The organism is Micromonospora fulviviridis (genome assembly GCF_014648395.1).
Taxonomy (GTDB): domain Bacteria; phylum Actinomycetota; class Actinomycetes; order Mycobacteriales; family Micromonosporaceae; genus Micromonospora; species Micromonospora fulviviridis.
Genome location: NZ_BMRA01000013.1, coordinates 41,945 through 61,345, shown reverse-complemented (window position 1 = coordinate 61,345; position 19,401 = coordinate 41,945). Strand labels below are relative to the sequence as shown.

Here is a 19,401-nt window from a genome sequence, read left to right as displayed (position 1 = left end):
CGGCTCCGCCTCGGTCGGCCCGGCGCCGAGGAAGCCGTCCGCCCACCGGCCGACCTCGGCGAACACCTTTTCGCGTACGGCGGGGCCGGAGAGGGTCAGGTCGTGCAGCCCGCCGTCGAAGCGGGCCAGGGTGACGTGCCGGCCGAGCCGGGGCGCCCAGCGCACCATGTGCTCCACGTCGAGCACCGCGTCGGCGAGGGTGGCCGAGTCGTGCCACTTCGTGCCCCGGTAGCTGCGGGTGGAGCAGGCCAGCAGCACCGGCACCGGGATGTCCAGGCCGGCCCGGAGCTGGCGCTGGCCGGCGCGGATCGCGTTGATCCAGCCGGCTCGCACCGGGAACCCGGCGAGCGGCTTCCAGGCCAGGTCGTACCGCCACTCGCCGCGGTGGTCGGCGTGCAGGCTCTCGCCGTACACCGTGCCCAGGCCGAAGGGGAGGATGCGCTGCGGCGCCCGGCGGCCCAGCCGGGAGACGGCGGCCGCGAGGGGTCGACGGACCAGCCAGGGCGCGTTGATGTCGAAGAACGGGCTGTTCAGGAAGATCCCGTCGACCAGGCCGGCCTCGCGGCGGGCGTGCGCCCAGAGCGAGATGATCAGGCCGCCGGTGGAGTGGCCCATGGCGAGCAGGGTGTCGTGCCCCTCGTCCTCGCGGATGATCTTCGCGGCGGCGTCCAGCTCGGGGAAGTAGTCGCTCAGGTCGCGGCAGAAGTTCGGGGTCTGGTGCGGTTGCAGGCTGCGGCCGTACTTGCGCAGGTCGAGCGCGTAGAAGTCCCAGCCACGCTCGGCGAAGAAGTCGGCCACGTGGGTCTGGAAGAAGTAGTCGACGAAGCCGTGCACGTAGAGCACGGCCCGGCCGGTCGGGCGCTCCGCCCGCCGGCGGACCAGGGTGGCGACGATCAGTCCCTCGTCGTCGGTGCCCAGGTCGATCGTCTGCCGCTCGTACGGCGGTCCCAGCACGTCCGGTTCCACGACCGCGACGGTACGCCGCCACGCTACCCGGCGGTAGCCCCCCGCCCCCGCCCGCCGGCACCGGGCGCGGGCGGAGGCGGGGGTGATCTCAGACGGTCTCCGCGTCGACCCGCTCGGCGGCCTGCGCGGGGACGCCCTCGGGCTGGTCCGTCTCGCGCAGGTGCTTGTTGTGGCGCGGCTCCTGCCGGGTCTTCGCGTCGTTGAGCCGGCGGCGCAGGTCGTCCCGGACGTCGTTGAGCGCGGCGTGCAGGTCCTCCTCGGAAGAGGTGGTGACGATCTTCTGCCGGCCCGCGACCCAGCACTCCAGGGTGACCTTCTGCCCCCGGGCGTTCCGGTCCTTGACCGACACCTCCAGCTCGGTGGCGTCGGCGTGGAACCCGGCGAGCCGGGCGTCGAGGGTCGCGAACTGCTCCGCGATCCAGTTCCGGTCGCCCTGGGAGAACCCGGCGCCGACACGGAGGCACTCGGCCACGGTCGCGGGGTTCGCCACGGCGCTCATCGCCGGGTCTCGCAGACGTCTCGGAGAAGCATCGTCGCTCCCTTTCACTCGGTTGATCAAATCCATACCCAGTCGGGCCGCGTCCGGAACCCGGCCTCTTTGATCATGCTTCTCGGCAGGTCACGGCCACAGGGCCGCTGGTCCTAGCAGACCGGGACTTTGATCAGGTGGTTGTCCACAGCCGGGTCCGTCGTCCACAGCCCGGCCGGAACGGCTGGCCCGGGCCGGGTCGCCGGCCGAGGCTCGGTCCGACAAGCCGAGTTCCCCTGGGAGGGGCGATGTTCGATACGTACGTCACGATCGTCGGCAACGTGCTGACCGCGCCGGAGTGGCGCCGGACCACCCAGAGCAACACCCTGGTGGCCAACTTCAAGGTCGCCTCGACCGCCCGCCGCCTCGACCGCGACAGCGGCCGCTGGGTCGACGGCAACAGCCTGCGGGTGCGGGTGAACTGCTGGCGGAAGCTGGCCGAGGGGGTGGCCGCCTCGGTGACGGTCGGCGACCCGGTCGTCGTCGCCGGCCGCCTCTACACCCGCGACTGGACCGACGACGCCGGCAACCACCGCACCCTCTACGAACTGGAAGCCGTCGCCGTCGGGCACGACCTGTCCCGGGGCCGGGCCCGGTTCCTGCGCAACCGGCCCGGCATGACGACCAGCACCGTGGAGGACGCGGAGGCGGAGCGCCGGGTGCACGGCGAGGCGACCGAGCCGGTGTCGGACGAACAGGCCCCGACGTCGTTCGACGACCGGCCGTTCGACGACGAGTTCCCGCCGACGGAGTTCGACGCCCCGCGGGTCGTGCTCAGCACCGGGGCGGACCCGACGGCCGGCGACCTCGACGAGTTGGTCGACCCGTTCGACGACCGGCCCGACGGCCCGGCCGCCGGGGAGGACGACGAGGTGGGCGCTGAGCCCGCGACCGGTGAGCCGGACCCGGCCGGCGAGGCCGCGGGAGTCACCGGGACCGGCCGTGCCCGGCGGGGCCGGGGGCGGACCCCGGTGCCCGCCTGAGCCGCCCGGATCGTGCATCGGGGGAGCGGGGTGGCGACGCCGGCGTGGCCACCCCGCCGTACGACTAGGCTGGCCGGCCGGAGGTGGTGACGGGTGCGGCAGGCGACCGCCATGGCGAACGCGGCGGGACTGGTGGCGGGCTACGCGCTGGACTCGCTGCTCGGCGATCCGCGGCAGTGGCATCCGGTGGCCGGCTTCGGCCGGGCGGCCGGCGCCCTGGAGCGGCGGATCTACCGACCCGAGCGGTCGGCCGGCGCGGCGTTCACGGCGCTCGCGGTCGGCGCGCCGGTGCTGCTCGGGGTGGCCGCCGGCCTCGCCACCCGGCGTCGCCCGGTGGCCCGGGCCGCGTTGGTGGCCGCCGGCACCTGGACGGTGCTGGGTGGGCGCACCCTGCGGCACGAGTCGCGGGTGATGGCCCGGGCGTTGCAGTCCGGTGACCTCCCCGCCGCCCGGGGCCGGCTCAACCACCTGTGCGGGCGGGACCCGTCGGCCCTCGACGAGCCGGAGCTGGCCCGGGCCACCGTCGAGTCGGTCGCCGAGAACACCTCCGACGCGGTGGTCGCCCCGCTGGTCTGGGGCGCCGTCGCCGGGCTGCCCGGCCTGCTCGGCTACCGGGCGGCCAACACGCTCGACGCGATGGTGGGCCACCGCTCACCCCGGTACGCCCGCTTCGGCACCCCGGCCGCCCGCCTGGACGACCTGCTCAACCTGGTTCCCGCCCGGCTGACCGGGCTGCTCACGGTCGCCGTGGCCCCTACCGCGCACGGGGACCGCGCCGCCGCCTGGCGGGTCTGGCGACGGGACCGCAACGACCACCCGAGCCCGAACGCCGGGCAGTGCGAGGCGGCCATGGCCGGCGCGCTCGGCGTGCGGCTCGGCGGGCGCAACGTCTACTTCGGACGCGAGGAGACCCGGCCGTTCCTCGGGGACGGGCCCCGGCCCGAGGCGCGGCACCTCAAGCGGGCCGCCCGGATCTCCGGCGCGGTCGGCCTCGCCGCGCTCGGCCTCGCGGCGACCTACCCCGTGACGGTGGGGCGCCTGGTCGGCGCGACCGGTCGCACCGCGCTGCGCGCCCTCGGCCGGACGCGACCGGGGAGCGGGCGGTGAGCGGCGGGCTGCTGGTCGCCGGGACCACCTCCGACGCCGGCAAGAGCGTGCTCACCGCCGGCATCTGCCGCTGGCTGCGCCGCCGAGGCGTGCGGGTCGCCCCGTTCAAGGCGCAGAACATGTCCAACAACTCGGCCGTCGTGGTCGGGCCGGACGGGCGCGGCGGCGAGATCGGTCGCGCCCAGGCCATGCAGGCCGCCGCCTGCGGGCTCGCCCCGGACCTGCGCTTCAATCCGGTCCTGCTCAAGCCGGGCAGCGACCACGCCAGCCAGGTGGTGCTGCTCGGCGAGGCGGTCGACACGGTCACCGCCGGCAACTACCGGGAGCTGCGTCCCCGGCTCGCCGGGACCGCGTACGCGGCGCTGGCCGAGCTGCGGTCCGAATACGACGTGGTGATCTGCGAGGGCGCCGGCAGCCCCGCCGAGATCAACCTGCGGGCCGGCGACTACGTGAACATGGGGCTGGCCCGGCAGGCGGGCCTGCCCGCCATCGTGGTCGGCGACATCGACCGGGGCGGGGTGTTCGCCTCGATGTTCGGCACGGTCGCGCTGCTCGACCCGGCCGACCAGGCCCTCGTCGCCGGCTTCGTGATCAACAAGTTCCGGGGCGACCTGGGGCTGCTCCGGCCGGGGCTGGACATGCTGCACAGCGTCACCGGCCGTCCCACCCTCGGCGTGCTGCCCTGGGCGCTCGACCTCTGGCTCGACGCGGAGGACTCGCTCGCGTACGGGCGGGTGCTCGGCCGGCCGGCGGCGCCCCGGGGCACCGACTGGCTCGACGTGGCGGTGGTCCGGCTGCCCCGGATCAGCAACGCCACCGACGTCGAGGCGCTGGCCACCGAGCCCGGCGTCCGGGTCCGGCTGACCATCGAGCCGGCCGAGCTGGCCGCCGCCGACCTGGTGGTGCTGCCCGGCTCCAAGTCCACCGTGGCCGACCTGGCCTGGCTGCGCGAGACCGGTCTGGCCGACGCCGTCCTGGCCCACGCCGCCGCCGGGAAGCCGCTGCTCGGCATCTGCGGCGGCTTCCAGATGCTGTCCCGGGCCATCCACGACCCGGTGGAGAGCCGCGCGGGCAGCGTGCCCGGCCTCGGGCTGCTCCCCGTCGAGATCACCTTCGACCCGCGCAAGACGGTCCGGCGCGCCGCCGGCACCGCCGCCGGGGACGTGCCGGTCCACGGCTACGAGATCCATCACGGCCAGGTGTCGGCCGCCGACCCGGGCCTGCCGCCGCTGCTCCGCTACACCGACGGCACCGGCGAGGGGGCCCGGCTGGGCGCGGTGCAGGGCACCCACTGGCACGGCGCCTTCGAGTCCGACGCCTTCCGCCGCCGCTTCCTCACCGAGGTCGCCGAGTTGGCCGGGCGGACCGGGTTCAAGGTCGCCCCGGACACCACGTTCGCCGCCGCCCGGGAGCGCACCCTCGACCTGCTCGGCGACCTGGTCGAGGAGCACCTCGACACCGACGCGCTGTGGCGGCTGATCGAATCCGGGGCGCCGCCGGGCCTGCCGTTCATCCCACCCGGCGCGCCGACCCCCTGACCGGGCCGAGCGCCCTGAACGTGGAGGCCGAGCGGGCTGGACGACTGAGCGCCCCGGGTGGGCCGGCCGTCTTCAGCAGGCGGGCGCACCGGCCCGCTGGGGGTCAGTAGCGGATGTCGGCGGGACGGTCGGACATGGGCAGCCCCGCCTCCCGCCAGCCCTGCACGCCGCCGATCATGTCGGTGGCCCGGCGCAGGCCGAGCGCCTGGAGGCCGGCGGCGGCCAGGCTGGAGCTGTAGCCCTCGCGGCACACCAGCACGATCTGCCGGTCGTAGCTGGTCGACTCGGGGATGCGCCAGGCGCTGGCCGGGTCGAGCCGCCACTCCAGCACGGTCCGGTCGATGACGATCGCCCCGGGCAGCTCACCCTGCTCGCGGCGCTGCGCCTCGGTGCGCGTGTCGACCAGCAGGGCCCCGGCGCGGACCGCCTCGACGGTGTCGTGCGGGGTGAGCCGGTGGAGGCCGGCGCGGGCCTGTTCGAGGAGGGCGTCGACGCCCGGACTCATCACGTCATGGAGCACCTCCCGATGATGCCCACGGGGACGCCGGGCCGCCCGGCGAACGGCCTGCTGGTGCCGCAGGATCCAGCGGACGAGGGACGGCTAGCGTCGGTCGGGTGACGGTGGCGGTGGTCGAGGCGTACGCCGGGTTGGCCCGGCGGGTGCTGGCCGGGCCGGCGCGGTTGGGGCGTACCCGACTGGTGGCGGTCGACGGGCCGAGCGGCGCGGGCAAGAGCGTCTTCGCGACGCGCCTCGCGGACGCCGTCGCGGCGCTGCCCGGCGGCGCCCGGCCGACGGTGGTCCGCACCGACGACCTGCTCGACGGCTGGGACGACCAGTTCACCTTCTGGCCGCGCCTTGAGGAGTGGGTGCTCGGACCGGTCCGTGCGGGCCGGCCCGGGGCCTACCGCCGGTACAGCTGGGTGCGCCGGCGGTTCCTGGACCGGGCGGTGCCGGTGCCGGCCGGGCCGGTGCTGATCGTGGAGGGGGTGAGCGCGGCGCGGGCGGCGATCCGGCCGGAGCTGACCCTGTCGGTTCTCGTCACGGCGCCCGCCGGGTTGCGGCTGTCCCGGGCGCTCGCCCGCGACGGCGCGGAGATCCTGCCCGAGCTGCGCCGCTGGCACGCCCGGGAGCGGGCGCACTTCGCCGCCGACGGCACCGGTGCCGCGGTGGACCTGGTGGTCGACGGTGCGCCCGGCCTGCCGCACGACGCCGGCCGCTACTACGTCCGGGCCGGAGGGGCGGGCTCGGACGGCGGGGCGAGGTAAGGCCGGCATACGATTCCGGTCATGACCTCACCGATCATGTCCGAGTCCGAGGTGCGGGCCGCCGTCGAGCGGGAACTGCCCGGCGTCCGTGCCGACCTCGAGCGACTCGTCCGCATCCCGGGCATCGCCTTCGAGGGCTTCGACCACTCGCACGTCGAGCGTTCCGCCGAGGCGGTGGCGGAGCTGCTGCGCGGCTGCGGCCTCGACACGAAGATCGTGCGCTCCGGCGGCCAGCCGGCTGTGATCGGGACGAAGCCGGCCCCGCCCGGGGCGCCCACCGTCCTCATGTACGCCCACCACGACGTCCAGCCGGTCGGCGACCTGTCGCTCTGGGAGTCCGACCCGTTCGAGCCGGTGGAGCGGGACGGCCGCCTCTACGGTCGCGGCGCCGCCGACGACAAGGCCGGCATCATGGCCCACGTCGCGGCGCTGCGCGCGTTCGGCGACCGGCTTCCGGTCGGCGTGGTCCTCTTCATCGAGGGCGAGGAGGAGTACGGCTCGGAGTCGCTGGAGCAGCTGCTCATCGCGCACCGCGAGGAACTCGCGGCGGACGTCATCGTCATCGCCGACTCGACCAACTGGGACGTCGGCGTGCCCGCGCTGACCACCTCGCTGCGTGGCATCGTCAACTGCTTCGTGGAGGTCCGCACCCTCGACCACGCCGTGCACAGCGGCATGTTCGGCGGCGCGGTGCCCGACGCGCTCACCACGCTGGTGAAGCTGCTCGCCACCCTGCACGACGACGCCGGTGACGTGGCTGTCGAGGGTCTGGTCGGCCGCGAGGGCGCCAGCGTCGACTACCCCGAGGACCGGTTCCGCGCCGAGGCCGGGCTGGTCTACGGCGCGGAGCTCTTCGGCACCGGCCGGATCACCGACCGGCTCTGGACCAAGCCGGCCCTGGCGATCCTCGGCGTGGACGCCCCGGCCACCGGGGAGGCGCCGAACGCGCTGGTCCCGGCCGCCAAGGCGAAGCTGAGCGTACGGCTGGCGCCGGGCGACGACCCGAAGAAGGCGTACGCGGCGCTCATCGCGCACCTGGAGAAGCACGCCCCGTGGGGCGCGCAGGTGACGGTGACGTTCGAGCACGACGGCGCGCCCTGCGTCATCGACGCCACCGGGCCGATGTTCGAGGCGGCGCGGGCGGCGTTCCGGGGCGCCTGGGACGGCACCGACCCGGTCGACATCGGCGTGGGCGGCTCGATCCCGTTCATCGCCACGTTCCAGGAGATGTTCCCCGACGCGGCGATCCTGGTGACCGGTGTGGAGGACCCGCACGCCCGGGCGCACGGGCCGAACGAGAGCCTGCACCTGGGGGAGTTCGCCCGGGTCTGCGTGGCCGAGGCGCTGCTGCTGGCGAAGGTGGCCGAGGCGGGCGTGAAGCTGCCCTGAGGCGTCGAAACCGTAACTTCGGGGCCGATGTCGGAGTTTGCGGTGTGTCGGGCGGCGGGGTGTTATAGCCTCTCGAACATGCGTACGAACGACGACATGTCGCGGCTCCAGGCCGCCGTCAGTGCTCTGGGGGACGTCGATGTCTCCGCGTGGCCCGAGGACACGCTCAAGGAACAGCTCGGCGAGCTCTCCGCCGCGCTGGTCGCGCTCGACACGCTGCTCACCCGGGTCGCCGACGAGGTGCGCGCCCGCGGGCTGCGGATCGAGGAGCCGGTCTCGGCCTGAGCCGGCCCGCCGCTTCCGCGGTCTTGGGGAGTTGACGTTCCTGGGGGGCGCCAACTCCCCAAGATCGCGCGGGAACCGCCCCGGTGTCGGGGGTGGCTGGCAGGATGAGGGACGTGCGGTTCCTTGAGCTGGCGGCCACGTCGGCGGCGGTGGGCGCCACCAGCGGCCGGCGGGCCAAGGTGGAGCTGCTGGCCGCCGCGCTGCGGTCGCTCGACCCCGACGAGGTGCCCGCGGGCGCGGGCTACCTCGCCGGCGAACTGCGGCAGCGGCAGACCGGGGTGGGCTGGGCGAGCCTGCGTGACCTGCCTCCGCCGGCCGCCGAGCCGAGCCTGACCGTGGGCGGCGTCGACGCGGCGATCGAGGAGATCGCGGCGGTCGGCGGCGCGGGCTCGCAGGCCCGGCGGCGTGAGCTGCTCGGCCGGCTCTTCGCCGCGGCGACCGCCGACGAGCAGCGGCTGCTGGTCGGCCTGTTCCGGGGCGAGCTGCGCCAGGGCGCCCAGGCCGGCCTGCTCACCGAGGCGGTGGCCCGGGCCGCCGACGTGCCGGTCACGGCCGTCCGGCGGGCCCTGCTGCTCGCCGGCGACCTGCGGGCGGTGGCGGTCGCGGCGCTCTCCGGCGGTGCGGCCGCGCTGGCCGGGTTCGGGCTCCAGGTGGGTCGCCCGCTCGCCCCGATGCTGGCCCAGAGCGCGCCCTCGGTCGACGAGGCGCTCACCGCCACCGGCACCCCGGCGGTGGTGGACGTCAAGCTCGACGGCATCCGCATCCAGGTGCACCGGTCCGGTCAGGACATCGCGGTCTTCACCCGCAGCCTGGACGACATCACGGGCCGGCTGCCCGAGGTGGTGGCCGCCGTCCGCGCGCTGCCCGCCCGGGAGTTGGTGCTCGACGGCGAGGCGATCGGGTTGGACGCCGAGGGCCGGCCCCTGCCGTTCCAGGAGACCTCCAGCCGGGCCGCCCGGCGCACCACCCCGAGCACCACCGGGCGCACGCCGGTGGCGCCCGCCGTGCTCGCCGCGGCCGAGCGCACCGGCGAGACGGTGCTGACGCCGTACTTCTTCGACCTGCTGCACCTCGACGGCACGGACCTGATCGACCTGCCCGGCCGGGAGCGGTGGGCCGCGCTCGCCGGCGCGGTCGACCCGACGCTGCTGGTCGGCCGGGTGGAGGTGGACGACCCCGAGCAGGCCGGCGCGGCCTTCGCGGCGGCGGTCGACGCCGGCCAGGAGGGGGTGGTGGTCAAGGACCCGACCGCGCCCTACGACGCCGGCCGGCGCGGCGCGGCCTGGGTCAAGGTGAAGCCCCGGCACACCCTCGACCTGGTGGTGCTCGCCGTCGAGTGGGGCAGCGGCCGGCGGCAGGGCTGGCTCTCCAACCTGCACCTGGGCGCCCGCGATCCGCGCACCGGCGAGTTCGTCATGCTCGGCAAGACGTTCAAGGGGCTCACCGACGAACTGCTGCGCTGGCAGACCGAGCGTTTCCTCGCGCTGGCCGTGGAGAAGGGCGACTGGGTGGTCCGGGTCCGGCCGGAGCAGGTGGTCGAGATCGCCTTCGACGGGGTGCAGGCCAGCAGCCGCTACCCGGGCGGTATGGCGCTGCGCTTCGCCCGGGTCGTGCGCTACCGGGACGACAAGACCGCCGCCGAGGCGGACACCATCGACGCGGTCCGGGCCATCCACGCCGGTCGGGTCACCGGCTGACCGGGGGCCGGAGGCGGCGCGGCGCCGCCTCCGGCGCGCGGCTCAACCGACCGACAGCGACCGGGCGTAGTTGACCTGGTTGTTGATCTGCTGCACCTGGAACTGGTCGGCCACCGGGATCCGCGCGACGTACTGGTGCCCGCCGTTGATCACGGTCACCTGCACGGTCCCGTGGTGCCGCGTCTCCTTGATCAGCAGGAAGAGGAGGCTGAACACGGTCAGGCAGAAGAAGCCGAGCACCGCGGCGACGATCGCCCAGGTGGCCACCTTCTCCTCCTTCTGCCAGTGGTCCATCACATGCCAGGAGGAGCCGGCGAGCGGCAGGACACCGGCCGGGGTACGGATCACCGGCGGCGTCACCATGATCTCGCCGATCTGCACAGCCACCATGGACTGCGCCGGCGGCAGCGGCCCCGCTGGCGGCATGGGCGGGTACGCCCCGGGCGCGACCACCAGCGCCCCGCCGTGCGGAGCCGGCGGACCCGGCGGCGCGGAGAACTGCGCGGTCGCGGGCGGCGCCGAGAACTGAGCCGGCGGCGCCGAGAACTGAGCCGGTGGCGCGGAGAACTGGGCGGTCGCGGGAGTGGCCGGGAACTGGGCAGCGGCCGGCGGGGCAGGGAGCACCGGTGGCGCCGGGATCGCGGGCGGCGCCGGGAACCGCTCGGTGGGCGCGGCGGTGGCCGGGGCGTCCGCAGGTGGCGTGGCCAGCACCGGGAACCGCTCGGTGGGCGGCGCGACGGCCGGCGGCATGGCGGACCACGGGTCGTACGCCGCCGGGGTCGGCGGCTCGGCGGGCAGCGGCGTCGTGGGATCAGGGGTCACCGCGACCCCCCACGGTTGACGATCATGGGCGGACCCTACAGCGTCCCCGCCGCCCGGTGTGCCCACCGAATGTCCGGTTCGGGCGCTCCGACGGGCTCAGGCGGAGGTGGGGGAGACCGGCTCGGCGGCCCGGTCCAGCGGCTTGCGCGGGGCGTCCAGCCCGGCCAGCCGCCGGGCCTCTCGGCGGGCGACCCAGCCGTAGCCGACGAGGCTCATCCCGGCGAAGAGCCACCACTGCACCACGTAGCCGAAGTTCTGCCAGTTGTTGGTGTGCCCGATGGGCACCGCCTGGAAGGCCGGGTCGGCGGCCGGGGTCTGCTGGTCGAGCAGCACGTAGCCGCCGGAGACCGGGTAGGGCAGCTGCTTCGCGAGGCGGGGGATGCTGATCCGCCGGGTCTCCAGCTTGCCGTCGCGCCGGTCGACCGCCCCGCCGCCGCTCTCGCTGGACACCAGCCGGCCGGAGACCGTCACCTCGCCGGTCGGCGCGGCCGGCACCGGCGGCTGGGCGGTGGCGTTGCCGCCGGGCACGGGCGGGATCCAGCCCCGGTCGACCAGCACCGCGCTGCCGTCGGCGAGGACCAGCGGGGTGAGCACCTCGAAACCGACCTTGTTGTCGACGGTCCGGCCGCGGACCAGGACGACGTTCGTGCTGTCGTACCGGCCGGTGGCGGTGACCCGGGTCCAGGTGAGCCGCTCCTCCGGGGCCGGGCCGGTGGTGCCGGGTCCGCCGGTCGGGGCGGGCAGGGCGTCGCGCAGCGGCGCGGGCGTCATGGTGGCGCCGGCGTCGATCCGCTCGTTGATCGCCGTCCGGCCCCGGTAGCGGTCCAGCTGCCAGTTGCCGAGGAACACCATCACCGCGGCGGCCGCCAGGGTCAGCGCGAGATAGCCGAGCCAGCGCGGGGTCAGCAGGAACCGGTACACGTTGGCAAAGGCTACCCGTATGAGCGGCGCCACTGCCCCGTACCGGGTCGGAACGGGCCGGCCGGCGGCCGCCGCGCGTCGGTCCGGGCGGGTATGGTCACGCGGGCGGAAACCACCCCAGACCAGGAGTCGATGATGACCGTCGTGCCGCGCGTCGTGCTGAGCGCGCCCTCCTCGGGGCACGGCACCGGTGCCCTCTCGCTCGGCCTCCTCGCGGCCCTCGCCGACCGGGAGCTGGACGTGGCCGGGTTCAAGATCGGGCCGGACCAGGTGGACGCCGCGTACCTGGGGCTGGCCGCCGGCCGGCCGGGGCGCAACCTGGATCCGCGGCTCGTCGGCCCGGATCTGGTCGCCCCGCTCTTCGCGCACGGCGCCGCCGGGGCCGGGTTCGCGCTGGTGCAGGGCACCATGGGGCTCTACGACTCGATCGCCGGCCGGCCGGAGACCGAGTCCACCGCGGCGGTCGCGACCGCGCTGCGCAGCCCCGTCGTGCTGGTGGTGGACGTGGCCGCCATGGGCCAGTCGGTGGCCGCCCTGGTGCACGGCTTCCGGGCGTACGACGAGCAGCTCTGGCTGGGCGGCGTCATCCTCAACCGGGTGGCCTCACCCCGGCACGAGGCGATGCTGCGCGAGGCGCTCGACGACGTGGGGGTGCCGGTCTACGGGGCGCTGCGCCGGCACGAGCTGCCCCCGGTGCTGCCGGCCCGCCGGCACGGGCTGGTGCCGGTGGTCCAGCGCGACGCCGAGGCCCAGCGGGCGGTCCGCCGGCTCGGCGAGGCGGTCGCCGCCACGGTCGACCTCGACCGGCTGCTGGGGCTGGCCCGTTCCGCCCCGGAGCTGACCGTCGCGCCGTGGTCGCCGGAGCCGGCCGCGGGCGCGCCCGCCGGGGAGCGGCCGGTGGTGGCGCTGGCCGGCGGCCCGGGCGGCAGCTACAGCCACCCGGAGACCGCCGAGCTGCTGCGCGCGGCCGGCGCCGAGGTGGTCACCGTCGACCCGCTGCGTGACGAGGCGCTGCCCGCCGGGACCCGGGCGCTGGTCGTCGGTGGCGGACTCCCCGAGACGTACGCGGAGCAGCTCTCCGCCAACCGCCGGCTCTGCATCGCGGTGGCCGAGCTGGCCCGCACGGGCCGCCCGGTGATCGCCGAGGGGGCCGGCCTGCTCTGGCTGGCCCGGGAGCTGGACGGCCTGCCCATGTGCGGGGTGCTCGACGCGGTCGGCGCCAGCCGGGACGGCCTGGTGGTCGGCTACCGGGAGGCGACCGCACCCGGTGACAGCGTGGTGGCCCGGGCGGGCGCCACGGTGGTGGGGCACAAGCAGCACGCCGCGGTGCTCACCCCGCGGGCCGGCGAGCGGGCGGCCTGGCGCTGGGAGGGCGGCGCCCCGGAAGGCTTCGTCTGGCGGGGCGTGCACGCGTCGCAGCTCGTGCCGCACTGGGCGGCGCACCCGGAGATCGCGGCCCGGCTGGTGGCGGCGGCCGTGGCCCCCGCGGAGGCCCCGGCGTGATCGGGCAGGTGGCCGTGCGCCGTTTCCCGGCGCTGACCGTCTCCACCCCGCGCACCGAGGTACGCCAGCTCGTCGCGGCGGACGCCGAGGCGGTCGACGAGGTGTTCGCGGACCGGCAGACCCAGCGCTGGCTGCCGCTGGCCGACTCCTCGGGTCAGATCGACGGGCGGGCCTGGTGCACCGAGCTGGCCCGGCAGCGGCGGGACAGCGGCGAGGGCGACCACTGGGCGGTGGTCCGCCGCGAGGACCAGCGGGTGGTCGGCTGCCTCTGGACCCGCCGCACCGACTGGGGCGCCCGGCTGACCGAGGTGTCCTACGCGATCGCCCCGCACGCCCGCGGCTACGGCCTGGCCGCCGAGGCGGTCGACGCGGTCGCCATCGCGCTGATCCTGGAGCACGGCTTCCAGCGCGTCGAGCTGCGGGTGGCCCCCGGCAACGTGGCCTCCCGCCGCGTGGCGGAAAAAGCCGGCTTCAGCTACGAGGGCCTGCTCCGCAACGCCGGCTTCGTCCACGGCGCCCGAGTGGATCTGGAACTCTGGTCCTTCGTAAGCGCCGACCTCCGCTGACCCCCCACTTCGGGGAAGTTGATCAAGAGGTTTGCGTCGGGAATCGAGCGATTCCGCGCGCAAACCTCTTGGTCAACTGGCCCGGGCGCACCCCCGGGCAGCCTCAGGGGGCGGTCAGCCCACGATCTGGTCGCTGGGTGGGGTGAACTGGCGGGTGGGTTGGCCCTTCAGGGCGTCGCGGAGGGTCATGGCCACGGCGTTCACCGGGATCTGGGACTGGCCGTCGCCCACCGCGTTGAACGGGTTGTCCGGATCGGCGATGAAGCTCGCCGCCGCCAGCTCCGGCGTGTAGCCGACGAACCAGGCCGACCGGGTGCTGTCCGTGGTACCCGTCTTGCCGGCGACCGGGCGGCCGACCGTGCCCCGCACGCTGTCCGCCGTCGACCAGCCGCCGCAGCCCCCCTTGGCCGGGGTGTCGCCGGTCGGGCAGCGGGCCGCGTCGGTGGCCGCCCGGGCCGCGTCGGCGCTGACCACCTGCCGGCAGCGCGGCTTGGCGACCTCCCGCTGCACCCCGCCCGGCGTGCGGTAGGTGGCGGGCGTGCCGTCCCGGTTCATGATCGAGTTGACCGGGATCGCCTCGCAGTAGCGCCCGTCGGCGGCGACGGCCGCGTACGCGTTGGCCATCTCCAGCGGGGTGGCGTCGGAGACGCCCAGGGTGAACGCGCCCCACTTCTTCACCTTGGTCGGGGACGCCTGGTCGCGGTCCACGTCGGTGCGCCAGCGCAGCCCGAGCTGCTCGGCCAGCCGGACCGCCTTGTCCGCGCCCACCTGCTCCTCCAGCCACACGAAGTACGTGTTCACCGACTTCCCGAAGCCGGACCACATGGTCTGCTGGCCGGTCATCGCGCCGCTGGCGTTCGACGGGGCCCAGCCGTCGTACACCGACGACTTGTACCGGTACGGGGCGTTGAACGAGGTCGAGAGCTTCATCCCCGAGTCGAGGGCGGCGAGCATCGGGAACATCTTGAACGTCGATCCGGCCTGGTAGCCGGGGAGTGTGCCCCCGCCCAGCAGCGGCGCCACCGTGTTCGGGTAGTTCGCCTTCACCTTCGGACCGGCCTCCGGGTTGGAGCTGGGCCCGTTCTCGCTGAGGTCCAGCGAGTAGTTGCGATTGACCGCCATGGCCTTGACCCGCCCGGTGCCCGGTTCGGCGACCACGACCCCGTTGGCGAACGGGCTGCCCGTGGCGTCCTTCGCGCCGACGTTCTTCTCGGCCGCGGCCTGGATCTTCGGGTCGATGCTGAGCACGATCCGGTAGCCGCCGCGGCGCAGCTTGTCCATCCGTTCCAGCCGGTTCTCCCCGAACGCGGGCTGGGCGCTCCACCAGTTCTTCAGGTAGTCGCAGGCGAAGCCCCACGTGCGGTACTGGTCGTTGATCGAGGCGCAGTCGTTCGGCGGGTTGGTGAGCCGCAGCTTGATCGGCTCCGCCTTGGCCGCCGCCGCGGCGTCCGGCGAGAGGTAGCCGAGGCGGGCCATGTTGTCGAGCACGTAGTTGCGCCGGCCGGTGGCGTCCTTCTGGTCGGAGGTGATCGGGTCGTACTCCGAGGGGGACTTGACCAGGCCGGCCAGGGTGGCCGCCTCCACCGGGGTGAGGGTGGCCGGGGTCTTGGAGAAGAAGATCTGCGAGGCCGCGTAGATCCCGTACGCCCGGTGGCCGAAGTAGGCCGAGTTGAGGTAGCGCTCCAGGATCTGCTCCTTGCTGACGTGCTTCTCGATGTCCAGCGCCATGCGCATCTCCTTGACCTTGCGCAGGCTGGTCTGCTGGGTGGCCTCCTGGACCTCCTTCGGCGTCTTGGCGCTGTCCCGCAGGGCCATCCGGACGTACTGCATGGTGATCGTCGAGGCGCCCTGGGAGACGCCGCCGGACCGGGCGTTGGACACGAAGGCACGGGCCACGCCCTTCGGGTCGACGCCGTGGTGCTGGTAGAAGCGGTTGTCCTCGGCGGCGACGATCGCCTGCTGGACGTTCGGCGACATGTCCTCGATCTTGGTGTACTGCCGGTACTCCTCGTAGAACATCGTCAGCACGGTCTTGCCGTCCGGCGCGTACAGGTACGAGGTCTCGGCGGGCAGCGCGGTCTTGAGGATGCTCGTCTTCTGCTCCACTGCGTGTGCGGTGGCCTTGGCGCCGATGCCGGTGACGGCGGCCAGCGGATAGGCCGCGGCGGCGACCACGATGCCGGCGATGAGTCCGGCGCGGAGGAGGGGCACGGCACGACCAGCGGAGGCAAGGGGTCGGTTGCTCACATGGTCAAGCTATGACATTTCCGATTCGGAAATGAGAAGAATTCATAAACGGGCGAGGGGGTTCAGCGGTGGTGACGCGGCCCACGCCGGGATGCGCTGTCCCGGGCGGCGGCTTCCCGGCAGGATCGCGGACATGCGTGCTCAGCTGATCGGGACCGACGCTCCGGCGGGCGAGCCCGACCTCGGCCACCACGGGGACGCCGAGGCCACCCCCGGCCTGGTGGACCTGGCGGTCAACGTCCGCCGCGCCCCGATGCCGGACTGGCTGGCCGACCCGCTGGTCGCCGCGCTGGGCGCGCTGGCCGCGTACCCCGATCCCGGCCCGGCCCGGGCCGCCGTCGCCGCCCGGCACGGGCGTCCCCCGGAGGAGGTACTCCTCACCACCGGCGCCGCCGAGGGCTTCGTGCTGATCGCCCGGGCCCTGCGCGAGGCCCGGCGGCCGGTGGTGGTGCACCCGCAGTTCACCGAGCCGGAGGCCGCCCTGCGGGCCGCCGGCCACACCGTCGAGCGGGTGCTGCTCGACGCGGGCGACGACTTCCGGCTCGACCCGGCCCGGGTGCCCGCCGACGCCGACCTCGTGCTGCTCGGCAACCCCACCAACCCCACCTCCGTGCTGCACCCCGGCGAGGCGGTCGCCGCGCTGGCCCGCCCCGGCCGGGTGCTGGTGGTCGACGAGGCGTTCGCCGACACCACGGCGGCCCCCGGCGTCGAGGGCGAGCCCGAGTCCCTCGCCACCCGCCGCGACCTGCCCGGCCTCGTGGTGGTCCGCAGCCTCACCAAGACCTGGGGGCTGGCCGGGCTGCGGATCGGCTACCTGCTCGGCGACCCCGGGCTGCTCGCCCGGTTCGCCGCCGCCCAGCCGCTGTGGGCGGTCTCCACCCCGGCGCTGGCCGCCGCCACCGCCTGCGCGTCCCCGGCGGCCGTCGCGGCCGAGCGCGCCATCGCCGCCGGGCTCGCCGCCGACCGCGACCACCTGGTGGCCCGCCTGTCCGGCCTGCCCGGGGTACGCGTCGTCGGCCAGCCCGCCAGCGCCTTCGTCCTGGTCCACCTGGCCGGCGCCGCCGCCGTACGGGAGCGGCTGCGCGAGCGCGGCTGGGCGGTCCGCCGCGGCGACACCTTTCCCGGGCTCGGCCCGGACTGGCTGCGGATCGCGGTGCGCGATCCGGCGACGACCGACGCCCTCACCGACGTGCTGGCGGAGATCCTGGAGGCATGATGTTGGAGTCCACCGTCGCGGCGATCCGGCCGCTCGACGAGGCCGCCATGGCGGCCGCCCGCGAACTCCAGGGCCGGCTCACCAAGCCCGCCGGCTCCCTCGGCGCCCTGGAGCCGCTCTCCGTACGCCTCGCCGGCCTGGCCGGGACCTGCCCGCCGCCGCTGCCCGAGCCGGCCGCAGTGGCGATCTTCGCGGGCGACCACGGCGTGCACGCCCAGGGCGTCACCCCGTGGCCGCAGGAGGTCACCGCCCAGATGATCGCCAACTTCGTGGCCGGCGGCGCGGTGGTCAACGCGTTCGCCCGCCAGGCCGGCGCCTCGGTCACCGTGGTGGACGTCGGCGTGGCCACCCCGCTCCCGGTCGGGCCGACCACCGACCCGGCCGGCCCCCGCCTGATCGCGGCGAACGTACGGCCCGGCACCCGGGACCTGACCGTGACCGCGGCGCTCAACCGGGACGAGGCCCGGGCGGCGGTGGAGACCGGCATCCGGGTCGCCGGGGACCTGGTCGACGCCGGGGCCGGCATCCTGCTCACCGGGGACATGGGCATCGGCAACACCACGCCGGCCGCCGCGCTGATCGCCGCGTTCACCGGGGTCGACCCGGCGGCGGCCACCGGACGGGGCACCGGAGTGGACGACGAGACGTACGCCCGCAAGGTCGGCGTGGTGCGGACCGCGCTCGACCGGCACGCGCCCGACCCGACCGACCCGCTGGGCGTGCTGGCCGCGGTCGGCGGCCTGGAGCACGCCGCGCTGGCCGGGCTGGTCCTCGGCGCCGCCGCGCGCCGGGTGCCGGTGCTGCTGGACGGCGTCATCGCGGTCAGCGCCGCCCTGGCGGCCGCCGCGTTCGCGCCGGACGCGGTCGGGGCCATGGTCGCCGGGCACCGCTCGGCCGAGCCGGGCGCCACGGCGGCGCTGCGGCACCTCGGCCTGGATCCGCTGATCGACCTCGGGCTGCGGCTCGGCGAGGGCACCGGCGCGCTGCTCGCGCTGCCCGTCGTCACCGGCGCGGTCCGGGTGCTGCACGAGGTCGCCACCTTCGACTCGGCGGGAGTGGCCGAGAAGTGAGCGCTCGGATCCTTCCACCCGGCGTGTTCCGTCGCGGCGGGACGGCGGCGACGTGAGCGGCAACCCGTACCCCCTCGGGTTGCGGCTGGCCGGCCGGCGGGTGGTCGTGGTCGGCGGGGGAGCGGTGGCCACCCGGCGGGTGCCCGCGCTGCTCGACGCCGGCGCGGATGTCCTGCTGGTGGCGCCGGAGCTGACCCCGGCGCTGCGGGCGCACGTGGACGCCGGGCGGCTGCGCTGGGAGCCGCGCCGGTTCGTCCCCGACGACCTGGACGGGGCCTGGCTGGTCCAGGTGGCCGTGGACGACCGGGTCGCGGCGGCCGCGGTCAGCGCCGTCGCCGCCGAGCGGCGGATCTTCTGCGTCCGCGCGGACGACCGGGCCGCCGCCACCGCGTGGACCCCGGCGGTGACCCGGCACGGCCCGGTCACCGTGGCCGTGCTGGGCGGCGGCGACCCCCGCCGCGCCATGACCGTCCGCGACGCCGTCCGCGACCTCCTCGGCGCCGGCAAGGGCACCCTGCCGACGCCTCCGGTGGAGCACGGGCCGCCGGTCGACACCGCCGGCGGGCGGGTGGCGCTCGTCGGCGCCGGGCCGGGCGATCCCGAGCTGATCACCCTGAAGGGCTGGCGGCTGCTCATCGAGGCGGAGGTGGTGGTCGCCGACCGGCTCGTCCCCGGGCTGCTCCTCGACGAGCTGCGCCCGGACGTCGAGCTGGTCGACGCCTCCAAGATCCCGTACGGGCCGTCGCGGGCCCAGGAGGAGATCAACCGGATCCTGGTGGACCGGGCCCGCGCCGGCAAGGTCGTGGTACGCCTCAAGGGCGGCGACCCGTACGTCTTCGGCCGGGGCGGCGAGGAGCTGCTGGCCTGCGCCGAGGCGGGCGTGCCGGTCACCGTGGTTCCCGGGGTGACCAGCGCGATCTCGGTGCCCGCGGCGGCCGGGGTGCCGGTCACCCACCGGGCGGTGGCGCACGAGTTCACCGTGGTCTCCGGGCACGTCGCGCCCGACTCGCCGGCCTCGCTGGTCCGCTGGGAGTCCCTCGCCGGCCTGCACGGCACCCTGGTGATCCTCATGGGCCTGAAGAACCTCGCGGCGATCAGCGCCACCCTCGTCGCGCACGGCAAGCCGGAGCAGACGCCGGCCGCGGTGATCCAGGAGGGCACCACCACCGGCCAGCGGGCGATCCGCTCGACCCTGGGCACGGTGGCCGCCGATGTCGAGGCCGCCGGCCTGCGCCCGCCCGCCATCGTCGTGATCGGTGACGTGGTCGGGGCCCTCGACACCTGAGCGTCGAGCAG

Annotated in this window: 18 protein-coding genes; 12 read left to right on the top strand and 6 right to left on the bottom strand. The window is 75.5% G+C overall.

Going from position 1 to position 19,401, the window contains the following annotated elements; all coding sequences use genetic code 11:
* Nucleotides 1–966: alpha/beta hydrolase (locus IEY96_RS28100; RefSeq protein WP_189197919.1), on the bottom strand; the 966-nt coding region annotated here is incomplete at its 3' end.
* Between the two features lie 88 nt (nt 967–1,054).
* On the bottom strand, nt 1,055–1,465 hold the full coding sequence (locus tag IEY96_RS28095) for an HPF/RaiA family ribosome-associated protein (protein WP_189197813.1): 411 nt from the start codon (nt 1,463–1,465) through the stop codon (nt 1,055–1,057).
* A 278-nt stretch (nt 1,466–1,743) separates the two neighbouring features.
* On the opposite strand from IEY96_RS28095, the gene ssb reads away from it, so the two are divergent.
* The 3 genes from ssb to IEY96_RS28080 all read left to right on the top strand — a co-directional run bounded on the left by ssb (nt 1,744) and on the right by IEY96_RS28080 (nt 5,123).
* A complete protein-coding gene (gene ssb / locus IEY96_RS28090) occupies nt 1,744–2,478 on the top strand; it encodes a single-stranded DNA-binding protein (RefSeq protein ID WP_189197812.1) in 735 nt (244 codons plus the stop codon).
* A gap of 93 nt (nt 2,479–2,571) precedes the next feature.
* Nucleotides 2,572–3,585, top strand: a complete 1,014-nt coding sequence (locus tag IEY96_RS28085; protein ID WP_189197811.1) for a cobalamin biosynthesis protein — start codon at nt 2,572–2,574, stop codon at nt 3,583–3,585.
* Entirely contained in the window at nt 3,582–5,123 is a 1,542-nt protein-coding gene (locus IEY96_RS28080) for a cobyric acid synthase (RefSeq protein ID WP_189197810.1), read from the top strand. The genes IEY96_RS28085 and IEY96_RS28080 overlap by 4 nt, the downstream gene beginning before the upstream one ends.
* A gap of 103 nt (nt 5,124–5,226) precedes the next feature.
* On the opposite strand, the gene IEY96_RS28075 is transcribed toward IEY96_RS28080, so the two are convergent.
* Nucleotides 5,227–5,628, bottom strand: coding sequence for a rhodanese-like domain-containing protein (locus IEY96_RS28075; protein WP_189197918.1), 402 nt, complete (start codon nt 5,626–5,628; stop codon nt 5,227–5,229).
* A gap of 110 nt (nt 5,629–5,738) precedes the next feature.
* On the opposite strand from IEY96_RS28075, the gene IEY96_RS28070 reads away from it, so the two are divergent.
* The 4 genes from IEY96_RS28070 to IEY96_RS28055 all read left to right on the top strand — a co-directional run bounded on the left by IEY96_RS28070 (nt 5,739) and on the right by IEY96_RS28055 (nt 9,760).
* Entirely contained in the window at nt 5,739–6,389 is a 651-nt protein-coding gene (locus IEY96_RS28070) for a uridine kinase family protein (protein WP_189197809.1), read from the top strand.
* 36 nt (nt 6,390–6,425) lie between these two features.
* A complete protein-coding gene (locus tag IEY96_RS28065; protein WP_189197917.1) occupies nt 6,426–7,778 on the top strand; it encodes a dipeptidase in 1,353 nt (450 codons plus the stop codon).
* Between the two features lie 78 nt (nt 7,779–7,856).
* A complete protein-coding gene (locus IEY96_RS28060; protein ID WP_189197808.1) occupies nt 7,857–8,063 on the top strand; it encodes a hypothetical protein in 207 nt (68 codons plus the stop codon).
* Between the two features lie 113 nt (nt 8,064–8,176).
* Complete coding sequence (locus IEY96_RS28055; RefSeq protein WP_189197807.1) at nt 8,177–9,760, top strand: ATP-dependent DNA ligase; 1,584 nt, start codon at nt 8,177–8,179, stop codon at nt 9,758–9,760.
* Between the two features lie 42 nt (nt 9,761–9,802).
* On the opposite strand, the gene IEY96_RS28050 is transcribed toward IEY96_RS28055, so the two are convergent.
* Both IEY96_RS28050 and IEY96_RS28045 read right to left on the bottom strand, forming a co-directional pair.
* Nucleotides 9,803–10,582: a hypothetical protein gene (locus tag IEY96_RS28050; RefSeq protein ID WP_189197806.1), complete on the bottom strand. Its 780-nt coding sequence runs from the start codon at nt 10,580–10,582 to the stop codon at nt 9,803–9,805.
* A gap of 96 nt (nt 10,583–10,678) precedes the next feature.
* On the bottom strand, nt 10,679–11,503 hold the full coding sequence (locus tag IEY96_RS28045; protein ID WP_189197805.1) for an SURF1 family cytochrome oxidase biogenesis protein: 825 nt from the start codon (nt 11,501–11,503) through the stop codon (nt 10,679–10,681).
* Between the two features lie 135 nt (nt 11,504–11,638).
* On the opposite strand from IEY96_RS28045, the gene IEY96_RS28040 reads away from it, so the two are divergent.
* Together IEY96_RS28040 and IEY96_RS28035 are read left to right on the top strand one after the other, a co-directional pair.
* Complete coding sequence (locus IEY96_RS28040) at nt 11,639–13,006, top strand: cobyrinic acid a,c-diamide synthase CobB (protein ID WP_189197804.1); 1,368 nt, start codon at nt 11,639–11,641, stop codon at nt 13,004–13,006.
* Nucleotides 13,003–13,572 (top strand): GNAT family N-acetyltransferase, encoded by a 570-nt coding sequence (locus IEY96_RS28035; protein WP_107079172.1) that lies wholly within the window; start codon nt 13,003–13,005, stop codon nt 13,570–13,572. Before IEY96_RS28040 ends, IEY96_RS28035 begins: the two co-directional genes overlap by 4 nt.
* Nucleotides 13,573–13,686: 114 nt before the next feature.
* Here IEY96_RS28035 and IEY96_RS28030 read toward each other — a convergent pair whose 3' ends face one another.
* Entirely contained in the window at nt 13,687–15,819 is a 2,133-nt protein-coding gene (locus IEY96_RS28030; protein ID WP_189197803.1) for a transglycosylase domain-containing protein, read from the bottom strand.
* Between the two features lie 133 nt (nt 15,820–15,952).
* Here IEY96_RS28030 and cobC point away from each other — a divergent pair, with 133 nt between their 5' ends.
* From cobC to cobA, 3 genes are read left to right on the top strand one after another with little or no spacing between them, the layout of a single operon-like run.
* Nucleotides 15,953–17,035 (top strand): Rv2231c family histidinol phosphate aminotransferase CobC, encoded by a 1,083-nt coding sequence (gene cobC, locus IEY96_RS28025; RefSeq protein ID WP_189197802.1) that lies wholly within the window; start codon nt 15,953–15,955, stop codon nt 17,033–17,035.
* The gene (cobT, locus tag IEY96_RS28020) at nt 17,035–18,105 is read left to right on the top strand and encodes a nicotinate-nucleotide--dimethylbenzimidazole phosphoribosyltransferase (RefSeq protein WP_189197916.1); all 1,071 of its coding nucleotides are present in this window, start codon (nt 17,035–17,037) and stop codon (nt 18,103–18,105) included. The genes cobC and cobT overlap by 1 nt, the downstream gene beginning before the upstream one ends.
* Nucleotides 18,106–18,157: 52 nt before the next feature.
* Nucleotides 18,158–19,390, top strand: coding sequence for a uroporphyrinogen-III C-methyltransferase (gene cobA / locus IEY96_RS28015; protein WP_189197801.1), 1,233 nt, complete (start codon nt 18,158–18,160; stop codon nt 19,388–19,390).
* Nucleotides 19,391–19,401: the final 11 nt, after the last annotated feature.